The sequence below is a fragment of the Tahibacter caeni genome, from assembly GCF_024609805.1.
GTDB lineage: Bacteria > Pseudomonadota > Gammaproteobacteria > Xanthomonadales > Rhodanobacteraceae > Tahibacter > Tahibacter caeni.
On the sequence record NZ_JANFVR010000033.1, the window covers coordinates 17289 to 27203 of the forward strand.

Genomic DNA, 9915 nt, shown 5'->3' on the forward strand with positions numbered 1-9915 from the left:
CGTCGCGGCATCGGCTGCCGCATTCGTCGCGGCCGCGGACAGCGCCGCGCAGCCGCGCGGACCTGTCGTCGCAGGTGCCGGCGACGCGTGCGCGCGCCGATCGCGCAGTAGCGCAATCGGCGCTTGTCGTGGTTGCGGTTTGTGCTAAGTTGCTCACACAAAGGTCTCCCCCGGCAGTGCGGAGGTCGTCATGCGACCGGTACACCTGCAATTGTCTGTGTTAGTCCTGGCCTGTGCGTTTCCGCTGCTGGCCCCAGCGCAATCGGCCGTGCCCGCGGCCGCAACGGTGAATGCCGATGCCGAGGTCGCGCTGGCCGTGGCCGATCTCGATCTCTACCAGCGCGGCCTGCAGCTCGAGATCGATGCGTTGAAGCTCGCGCAGCAGCGCCTGCAGAGCGCCCGCGAAGCCCACGACGACGTGTCCGAAAGCGCGGCGCTGCAGCCGGTGCTGACGCGTCAGTACGAGCGCAACGCGGCCAAGGCCCTGAACGTGGACCTGCGCCGCTATCGCGACGTCAAGCGCCGCTTCGGCGACATCCTCGTGCTCGGCGAATACATCGATCAGCTCAACGCGCAGCTCGAACAGCTGCACCAGAGCGGCATGAGCACGAAGCAGCGCGCCGATCAGCGCAAGGCGATCGAGGAAGCCCGCGCCAAGGCCGTCGATCCATATGCAGTGCTCGACGTCGCGCTGCGCGACGCGCTGAAGCAGCGTGCCGATGCGCTCGTGCGTCTGCGCATCGACAACCGCGATCTCGTGCAGGAGCTCACGAGCCGCTGAAGCTCGAACGCGGCCGGCCTGTCCCACGCAGGCCGGTGCGTTTCGCGACGGTCGCGTCTGCGGCCGCAGAGGGGATGTCCGCGCGCCGCGATTCGGGGGCGGGACGCGACCCAACGAAGCCGGGGCCGAGGGCGCGGGGTCGCCGCAGCACGTCGTCGAAACCGATCGACCGGATGGTGCGCGGCGCTCAGGCGGCGCGGCGCAGTTCCTGCTGCAGCCCGCTCGGCAGGGTCACGCTCGCGGCGACCGGCAGGTGATCGGAGAAGGCCTGCGGCAAAGTCCACAAGCTGTCGATCTGCAGATTTTCCGAAACCAGGATGTGGTCGATCGCGCGACGCGGGCGCCAGCTCGGAAACGTGGGCGGCGGCGCGAGCGGCGGCGCGAGCGAGGTCTTGCGGTAGAGCTCGCGCAGTTCGGCGCTGTCGGCCGCGCAGTTGAGGTCGCCCATCAGCACCGCGTGCGGCGCGTCGGCCAGCAGTTCGGCGATGAAGCCGAGCTGGCGCATGCGCGCCTCGGGACCGAGCGACAGATGCGAGATGACCACGGTCAGCCCCTGCGCGCCGCTGCCGAAGCGCGCGAGCAACGCGCCGCGCCCGGGTATGCGGCCCGGCAGTGGGTGGTCGATGACTTCGCTGGGTTCGATGCGGCTGATCAGGCCGTTGGCCGACTGGGCCAGCCGCGATACGCGCCGGTTCGGCTGGTGGCTCCAGTACGGAAAGCCGGCGGTCTCGGCGATGTACTGGGTCTGGTTCACGAAGCCCGAGCGCAGGGTGCCGGCATCGGCTTCCTGCAGGCCCACGACGTCGAAGTCCTCGATCGATCGCGCGAGCGCTTCGAGGTTCGCGCGCTTGCCCGGATGCGGCAGCCAGCTGCGCGTCACGTAGTCGCTGTAGCGGCCGACGCTGGCGCCGGCGACGATGTTGCAGCTGAGCAGACGCAGCCGCTCGGTGGCGGGGCTGCTGGGGTCGGAGCCGGGCGGGGCACTCATGGGCGCAGCCTATGCCGGGCGTGCCGGCTGCCGCAAGCGACCTTGGTTGGGGGTGACGCGAAACTCCGGCGGCCGACGGACCGGGCCGTCGACCGCCGGTAGAGAACCGACCGCTTACTTCTTCTTCGCGGCCTTGAGTTCCTGGTCGACGAGCCAGAGTGCGAGCTCGACCGCCTGGCTCTGGCCGCCGGCCGAGGCCGCGTCGAGGCGGTACTTGCCGTTGATGACCAGGGTCGGCGTGCTCTCGATCTGGTAGGCGACCGCGCGCTCGCGGCCCTGGATCAGGTTGCCTTCGACGACGAAGGACTGCGCCGTGCTGACGAAGTTCTTCGGATCGATGCCGTAGCCGGCGTAGAAGCCGCCGAGATCCTCGATCGTGCGCAGCGGCTTGTGGTCGCGATGCAGCGCGTCGAACAGCGCCTGGTGCGTCTTGTCGAGCACGCCGAGCGCCTGCGCGGTGTAGTAGGCGCGGGCCAGCGGCTCCCAGGACGGATTGAACACGACCGGCATGTAGCCGAAGGTCACGCCGGCGGGCAGGCGCGACTTGAGCTGGTCCGCATACGGCTGGAAATGCGCGCAGTGCGGGCAGGCATAGGAGAACACTTCGGTGACCTCGACCTTGCCTGCGGCCGGCGGCGTCGGCTTGGCCAGGACGATGTAGTGCTGGCCTTCCTTCCATTCGGTCTTCGGCGCAGCCGCCTTGTCGTCCTGGGCGCCGCAGGCGCCGGCGACGAGGAGGCCGGCAAACAGGAACAGCAATCGCTTGAGCATGATGATCTCCGGAACGTCGGACTTACTTGGCGGCGGCCGCGGATTCCTGCGCGACCAGATGCAGGATGATGGCCTGGAGGTTGTCCCAGTTGCCGGCGCTCTGGCCGGTCAGGCGGTACTTGCCGTTGACGACGAAGGTCGGCGTGGAGTCGACCTGCACGGCCTTGATGTAGGCGTCGGCCTTCTTCATCTTGGTGTTGATCGCGAAAGAGTTCGCCACGCCGGCGAAGTCGGCGGCCTTGACGCCGTACTTCTCGTAGAACTTGGCCACGTCCTCGAGCGTCGGTGCCGGATCCTTGATCTTGCCGTTGACGACGACGGCGAGCGGACCGCCGCCCCAGATCGCCGTGAACATGTCTTCGTGCGCCTTCTCGGCGACGCCGAGCGTCTGCGCGGCGTAGTAGGCGCGCTGGAACAGCGGCCACTGCTCGCCCTGGTTCCACGACGCGGGCACGTAGGTCATGACGGCGTTCGCCGGCAGCTTGGCCTTGATTTCCTTGACCTTGGGGGCGGCCGAGAAGCAGGCCGGGCAGCCGTAGGAGAACACTTCGGTGACTTCGACCTTGTCCGTCTGGGCGGTGGCCTGCGGCGGGTCGATCTTGAAATAGTGCTTGCCTTCCTGCCACTGGCCGCTCTGGGCGGACACGCTGGCGGCAGCGACGAGGCCGACGAAGCCGAGGGCGAAACGCTGGAACATCCGGATCTCCTGGTGGGGCCGCGGCCGTCGCCGGCCGTGGCTGTCATTGCGAATCCGGAGCGTAACGAGTCGGGCAGGCCCCGGAGCGGCTGATGGGCAGAGACACGCCGGACCGGGGCGAGTTCACGCCGAACGGCGTGCGCCGCCGTCGGCGTTCAATCCCGGTATGGCCGGGTTTTTACTGGGCGCTGGCCGTCGCGACCGGCTTGCTCGTGTGCAGGCCTTCGGCGTACGAGGCGACCGCGTTCACGTCCTGCTCGCTGAGGCGCTTGGCGATCTCGGGCATGATCTTGGCGCGGTCGTCTTCGCCCCAGGTCGTGCCGTTCTGCCAGTCCTTGAGCTTGACCACGACGTAGTCGGTCCACTGGCCGGCGATCTGCGGATAGCCCGAACCCGGATTGCCGCGGCCCGACGGACCGTGGCAGGACATGCAGGCCGGCACGCCGCGCTTGACGTCGCCCGAGCGCCAGAGCTGCTCGCCGCGCGCCTTCAGCGCCTGGTCGCCGTTGCCCGGCGTGGCCTGCTTGGTCGCGAAAAAGGCGCCGACATCGTGCATGTCCTGGTCGGACAAGGTCGAGGCGAAGCCGAGCATGATCGGGTTGTTGCGGGCGCTGGACTTGAACAGCGCGAGCTGGCGCGCGATGTAGTCGGCCTGCTGGCCGGCCAGCTTGGGATATTGCTTGTCGGTGGAGTTACCGTCGGAACCGTGGCAGGCGCCGCAGGCGGCGGCCTTCGCTTCACCGGCCTTGGCATCGCCGGCGACGGCGTGCGGCGCGGCCGTTTCCGCCTGGATCGAACCTGCGGCGAGCAAGCCCGCCAGAGCAACTACGCGCCGAAAACTCATTACACTCGACTCCACATAGGCTGGAAACGCGGCCATCCCCGGCGGGCTGAGGCTGGCGGGGGACAGAAAACCGCCGAATTGTACCAGCGCCCCCCAGACGGTCAAACGCCCCGCGCGTGCCGCTGCCTCGAGCCCGATCAATGTCCGATTCCCTGTTTCGCCGCGCCCGTTTCCGCCTGGCCGCGCACGAGCTGCGCCAGTTGCCTGCCGATACCGGCGCCGAAGTCGCGTTCGCCGGCCGCTCCAACGCCGGCAAGTCCAGCGCGCTCAATCGCATCTGCGACCAGGTCGGCCTCGCGCGCACGTCGAAGACGCCGGGCCGCACGCAGCAGCTCGTCGTGTTCGAGCTCGACGGCGACCGCCGCCTGATCGACCTGCCCGGCTACGGTTACGCGAAGGTGCCGCCGACCCTGCGCGACCACTGGCGCGAGCTCATCGACGCCTATCTGACCCATCGCCGATCGCTGCGCGGCGTCGTGCTGATCATGGACAGCCGCCACCCGCTGAAGGACTTCGACCGCCTGATGCTGCAGTACTGCCGCGACATCGGCCTGCCTTGCCACGTGCTCATGACCAAGGTCGACAAGCTGTCGCGCGGCGAAGCCGCACGCACCTTGCTCGGCACGCGCCGCGAGATGGCGTCCCTGTGTCCCGGCGCGACGATCCAGGCGTTCTCGTCGCTCGACAAGATCGGCATCGATGAAGCGCGCGCGGCGATAGGCGCCTGGCTCGAACAGCCGGCGCCGGACGCGACCGTGCACGAAGCCTGACCGCCCCCGACGTCCCGCGACGAACCGGTTCGGATCCGTGCGGCCTCGCTGCGTAAGCAGACCGTGCCGCGCCGGTTGCCCGCGGTCCCGTCCATGGCAGAGGAGCCGGGCGCATGCAGCGGACTCGACCGACGGCGCACGGCGCCGGATCGCGGCAGTGGCGTAGCCGAGGCATTGTCGCCGCGTTCGGGCTGTGCGCCGTCGCGCCGCTGCCTGCGGCGGTGTTCACGGTCGACACGGCCGACGACACGACCGATGCGTCGCCGGGCGACGGGCGCTGCGCCGACGCGCTGGATCGCTGCAGCCTGCGCGCGGCCGTGCAGGAAACGAATGCGCTGGCCGGCGCCGATCGCATCGAGCTGCCGGCCGGCGAATTCCTGCTGAGTCTCGCCGGCAGCGGCGAGGACGCCGCGGCGAGCGGCGATCTCGACGTCCGCGACGATCTTGCGGTCGTCGGCGCCGGCGCCGCGCTGACGTCCATCGATGCCGGCGCGCACGATCGCGCCGTCGAGGTGCACGCGGGAAGTGCGCCGCGCCGCGTCGGTTTCTCCGCGCTGACCCTGCGCAACGGCCGTCTCGTGCAGCCGACCGCCTACGGCGGCGCGGGCCTGCGTGCCGCGCCGGCGACCGAGGTCGCGCTCGACGACGTCGTGCTCGAGGGCCATCGCACGGTCTGGGTCTGGAGCGGCGTCGCGCTCGACATCGAAGGCTGTCTGGTCGGTCATCGGATACGCGTGCTCGGCAACGCCGCGGTCGAGAGCGGCGAAACGATCTACGTCCACGGTTCGCCCGACGCCGCCGCAACCGCCTGCATCGAGCTCGACGACAGCGAGATCCGCGGCAACCTCGGCACGCGCGGCGGCGCCCTGAGCGGCGACTACGCGCGCATCGTGCTGCGGCGCAGCCTCGTCGCCGACAACGAGGCGACGGGCGGCGCCGGCGCGTTCCTGTTCAACATCGCGGCGCCGGCGCGGCTGGAGAACGTCACGGTCAGCGGCAATCGCGGAATCAACGGCGCGATCATGAACGACGGCCATTCGCGCCTGGACATCGTCAACGGCACGATCACGCGCAACGGCTCGCCGGCCGGGCAGCAGGCCGTCGCCGGCGGCATCCTCGACGTGCACGGCGGCTCGGGCCTCGTGTACCTGCGCAATACCATCCTCGCCGGCAACGGTCCGGCCACCCACTACGCCGACTGCAACCACGCCAATTCCGACGGCGGCGGCAATCTGCTCGGCGACGCACGGAGCTGCGCGTTCGCGGCGCAGCCCGGCGACCAGCTCGACACGGATCCCGGCCTGGGTCCGCTGGCCGATCACGGCGGCTTCACGGCCGCGCATGCGCCGGGCGCGGCCGCGATCGATCGCGCCACGGACCAGGGCTGTCCGGCGACGGACCAGCGCGGCGCGCCGCGGCCTCTCGACGGCGACGGCGACGGCATGGCGCGCTGTGATACGGGCGCGCTCGAACTTGCCGACGGCCTGTTCGCCGACGGCTTCGACACGATGCTCAGGCGCTGAGCGCGCAGCCGGCGCGGCGGCCGTGCTGCGCGCGTGCGGGTCTGTCAGAGCGCCTTGCCGCCGAACTTGTGCGTGTACTGCAGATAGAACTGGCGGCCGGTCGCGTCGAACCAGGAGATGTCGTAGTACGGATACGCGGTCGCGGTCGGATCGCGCGGCGGCATCTTGTCGAACAGGTTCGTCACGGCGAGCGACAGCTGCGCGCGCTCGTTGAAGCGGTACTGCAGCGACGCGTTGTAGCGATAGGTCGCGCCGAGCCACGGGCTGCCGCCGTCTTCCGGATCGTAGACCTGCGAATACGAGTCGGAATTGGGCAGGCGGCCGAGGCGCTCGCCGTGCAGGGTCGCGGTCCAGCGGTTCCGTTCCCAGCTGACGCTCGCACTGGCCTTGGTGCGCGGAATGTCGAAGCCACTGTTGACGGCGAACTGGTTCTCCACGGCGTCGCCGGCGTACTGCTGGCTCTCGTGACGGCGCACCCAGGTGTAGTTGCCGCTGAAGCGGAACAGGCCGATGCCGGTCTCCAGCCGGTAGTGCGTGCTGAAGTCGATGCCGCTCGTGCGTTCGCGCGCGATGTTGATCGGATTGACGTAGACGCCGTAGACGCCGCCGTCGCTGGAGCGGCGCACGCGCGCGAGCGCATCGAGGCAGGTCGGCGAATTCGGATCGACCGGCGTGCCGTCGACGCGCCGGCCGATGCGGCAGCTCGCTTCGTCCTGCAGCACGCCGTCGATGCGCAGGTCCTGCACCTGGTTGCGCAGGTCGATGTCGAAGTAGTCGAGCGAGAAGTCGAGATTGGCCAGCGGCGAGAACACCAGGCCGGCGGTGTACGACTTGCTGGTCTCCGGATTCAGGCGGCGGTTGCCGGCGCGCGTGACGATGAGGCCTTCGTCGCCGTAGGAGCAGTCGGCGATGTCGACGCCGGGCTCCTCGGTGCGGCAGCGATAGTAGTCCACGCCCGAGGATTCGAGATTGCCTTCGCCGGCGAACACGTAGTGCAGGTCCGGCGCGCGAAACGCGGTGCCGTAGGAGCCGCGCACGAGCAGCGAATCCAGCGGCCGCCATTCCAGGCCGCTGCTCCAGGTCACCTTGTCGATCGAATGGCCGTCGTAGCGGTACTGGTCGTAGCGCGCGGCCGTGCTGAGGCTCAGCGACTCGAGCAGCGGAAGGCGCAGCTCGCCGGCCGCGGCCCAGCGGTCGCGGCTGCCGGAGCCGTCGGAATCGCGCCAGCTGTAGTAGTAGTACTGCGTCGCGAGCGGATCCGGATGCAGCGCGTAGGCCTGGTCGCCGGCCTCGATCGTGCCGGCGAAGCCCGCGTCGCCGGCCGGCAGCGAGAACAGCTCGGGATTGGTCAGAGTGAACGACACCGTGTCGGTGCGCGACTTCGGCGTGTACGTCGTGCGCGCGGCGATGGAGTCGTATTCCGCGCGCGTCAGCGGCCGGTACAGGCGTTCCGGGTCGGCATCGAAGATCGGAAAGCCGTCCTCGTCGACGCCGAGCTGCGGCCCGAGCAGCAGGTCGTTCGCGCGCGACGCGACGATCTGCGGCCAGCTGATCGTGGACTGGTACTGCGAATGGCTCAGCGCCGCTTCCCAGTCCCAGGCTTCGCCGAAGCGGCCGCGAAAACCGGTGTTCAGGCTGAAGGTCTTCTGCCGGTTGCGGATCATGCCGCGATCCAGGCCGCCCATTTCCTCGGGCGTGAACTGGCGCTGCCAGTATTCGACCTGGTCGGTGGCCTGGTTGTAGAAATAGCCTTCCTCGTTGCCGTCGGGCGCCTGGTAGCTCCACTGCGTCACGTCGCGATACATCGCGAGCTCGTGATAGCCGGCCTGCACGTCGGCGAACCAGTCGATGCCGCCGTCGAAGGAATAGCTCAGCGAGGCGTAGCTGTTGACGCCCTTGCGCCGGCTCGTGATCGTGCCGTAGCCGATGGAACGGTCGCTGCCGCAGTAGTAGCCGTCTTCCCCGTCTATGCCCCAGCCCGGCCGCGACGCGTAGTAGGTCGAGCCGCCGTTGAGCTGGGACAGGCCGTTGCAGGTCGCCGCGCCGGGATCGAGGTATTCGTCGTACCAGTTCGTGCGCAGGAACACGCGGCGCGGCGCGCGCGCGCGCGACGTCGGCGCGTCCAGGGTGGAATCCTGCACTTCGCGCTCGTAGGCCCACAGCGGCCGCTGCGACAGCAGCTCCACGCCGTAGACCGCGTTGAAGCGGTCGGTGCCGAAGCCGCTGGACAGACTCAGGTTGAACGACTCGCCGCCGCCGCGCTCGGTGTCGCCGAGCCGCAGGTCCACCGTGGTGCCGTCGGCCTGTTTCTTGAGAATGAAATTGACCACGCCCGAGATCGCGTCCGAACCGTAGATCGCCGACGCGCTGCCGGTCAGGATCTCGATGCGCTCGACCATGCCGAGCGGAATGTTCGAGATGTCGGTGAAGTTGCTGCGGCCCTTGAACGGCATCGGAAAGTCGGCGATGCGCCGGCCGTTGACGAGCACCAGCGTGTGATTCGGGCCGAGGCCGCGCAGGTCGACCTGCTGCGCGCCCGGCGAGAAATCGGCGCCGCTGGCCGACTGCTGGCTCTGCGTCTCGCCGCCGTTCTGCGTCATCGCGCGCAGCACCTCGGGCACCGTCGTGAAGCCGTTCGCCTTGATCTCCTGCGCGGTGATTACGGTGATCGGCGCCGGGCCCTCGATCTGCGCGCGCGGTATGCGCGAGCCGGTGACCTGCACGCTTTCGAGCTCGACGACGGGCCGTTCGGCCGCCGCGTCCGTGCCGGCCTGCGGATTGCTGCGCGCCGCCGGCGTCGGCTGCGGATCGCGCACGATGGCCATGGCGCCGGACTTGTCGCGCTGCAGGCGATGGCCGCTGCCGCGCAGCAGCCGCTCGAGCGCGTCGGCCGCGGTCATCGAACCCTTGACGCCGCCGGTCTTGAGCCCTTTGAGCTCGTCGGCCGAATAGACGAACTGCGCGCCGGACTGCCGCGCGAGCGCGTCGAGCGCCGTCGTCAGGTCGCCGGCCGGAATGTCCAGGTTCTCGGTCGTGTTCTGTGCCTGGGCCGCCAGTGCCGCGCTGCAGGCCAGCGCGAGTACCAGTTTCCGTATGCCTTTCCGCATCGCCATCCCCCTGCTCGAGCGCACCCCGGCGCCGTTACGGGTTCATGACGAGCGAGGCGGAGAAATCCCGCCCGCGGTTCACCGGCTGTACAGCACGATGCGCTCGGGCTCGCGCTCGGCACGCACGGGCAGGGCCTGTTCGAGCAGGTTCGCGAAGACCTCGGCGTTGGACCAGCGGAAGCTGCCGCCGATGCGCAGCTGCGCCGCAACCGCATCGCCTATCACGAGCGGGCGCAGGTTGTAGCGGTTGAATTCCGCCACGGCCACGGCCAGCGGCGTGTCGAGGAACACCAGATAGCCGCGGCGCCAGTCGAGCGCGCGCTCGGCGTCGGCGACCGAGCCGTCGCGCACGAGCACGCCGGCCGCATTGGCCAGCGCGCTGCTGCCGGCCGGCAGCAGGGTCACCGGCTGGCCGCGGCCGTCCTGCGGCGAGG

The 9915-nt window shown here is 69.6% G+C and carries 9 protein-coding genes; 3 read left to right on the forward strand and 6 right to left on the reverse strand.

Going from position 1 to position 9915, the window contains the following annotated elements:
• Window positions 1-268 precede the first annotated feature (268 nt).
• Complete coding sequence (locus NON22_RS05145; RefSeq protein ID WP_257385856.1) at window positions 269-781, forward strand: hypothetical protein; 513 nt, start codon at window positions 269-271, stop codon at window positions 779-781.
• 187 nt (window positions 782-968) lie between these two features.
• On the opposite strand, the gene NON22_RS05150 is transcribed toward NON22_RS05145, so the two are convergent.
• From NON22_RS05150 to NON22_RS05165, 4 genes are all read right to left on the reverse strand, one after another.
• On the reverse strand, window positions 969-1769 hold the full coding sequence (locus tag NON22_RS05150; RefSeq protein ID WP_257385857.1) for an endonuclease/exonuclease/phosphatase family protein: 801 nt from the start codon (window positions 1767-1769) through the stop codon (window positions 969-971).
• Window positions 1770-1883: 114 nt separating this feature from the next.
• Window positions 1884-2540 carry a thiol:disulfide interchange protein DsbA/DsbL gene (locus NON22_RS05155; protein WP_257385858.1) on the reverse strand — a complete coding sequence of 219 codons (657 nt, stop codon included), beginning with the start codon at window positions 2538-2540 and terminating at the stop codon, window positions 1884-1886.
• 22 nt (window positions 2541-2562) lie between these two features.
• Window positions 2563-3237, reverse strand: coding sequence for a thiol:disulfide interchange protein DsbA/DsbL (locus NON22_RS05160; protein WP_257385859.1), 675 nt, complete (start codon window positions 3235-3237; stop codon window positions 2563-2565).
• Between the two features lie 178 nt (window positions 3238-3415).
• On the reverse strand, window positions 3416-4081 hold the full coding sequence (locus tag NON22_RS05165) for a c-type cytochrome (RefSeq protein ID WP_257385860.1): 666 nt from the start codon (window positions 4079-4081) through the stop codon (window positions 3416-3418).
• A gap of 140 nt (window positions 4082-4221) precedes the next feature.
• Here NON22_RS05165 and yihA point away from each other — a divergent pair, with 140 nt between their 5' ends.
• The gene (gene yihA, locus NON22_RS05170) at window positions 4222-4851 is read left to right on the forward strand and encodes a ribosome biogenesis GTP-binding protein YihA/YsxC (RefSeq protein ID WP_257385861.1); all 630 of its coding nucleotides are present in this window, start codon (window positions 4222-4224) and stop codon (window positions 4849-4851) included.
• 113 nt (window positions 4852-4964) lie between these two features.
• Window positions 4965-6374 carry a choice-of-anchor Q domain-containing protein gene (locus tag NON22_RS05175; RefSeq protein ID WP_257385862.1) on the forward strand — a complete coding sequence of 470 codons (1410 nt, stop codon included), beginning with the start codon at window positions 4965-4967 and terminating at the stop codon, window positions 6372-6374.
• 44 nt (window positions 6375-6418) lie between these two features.
• Here NON22_RS05175 and NON22_RS05180 read toward each other — a convergent pair whose 3' ends face one another.
• Entirely contained in the window at window positions 6419-9199 is a 2781-nt protein-coding gene (locus NON22_RS05180; protein WP_425507952.1) for a TonB-dependent receptor plug domain-containing protein, read from the reverse strand.
• Between the two features lie 360 nt (window positions 9200-9559).
• Window positions 9560-9915: FecR family protein (locus NON22_RS05185; RefSeq protein WP_484600500.1), on the reverse strand; the 356-nt coding region annotated here is incomplete at its 5' end.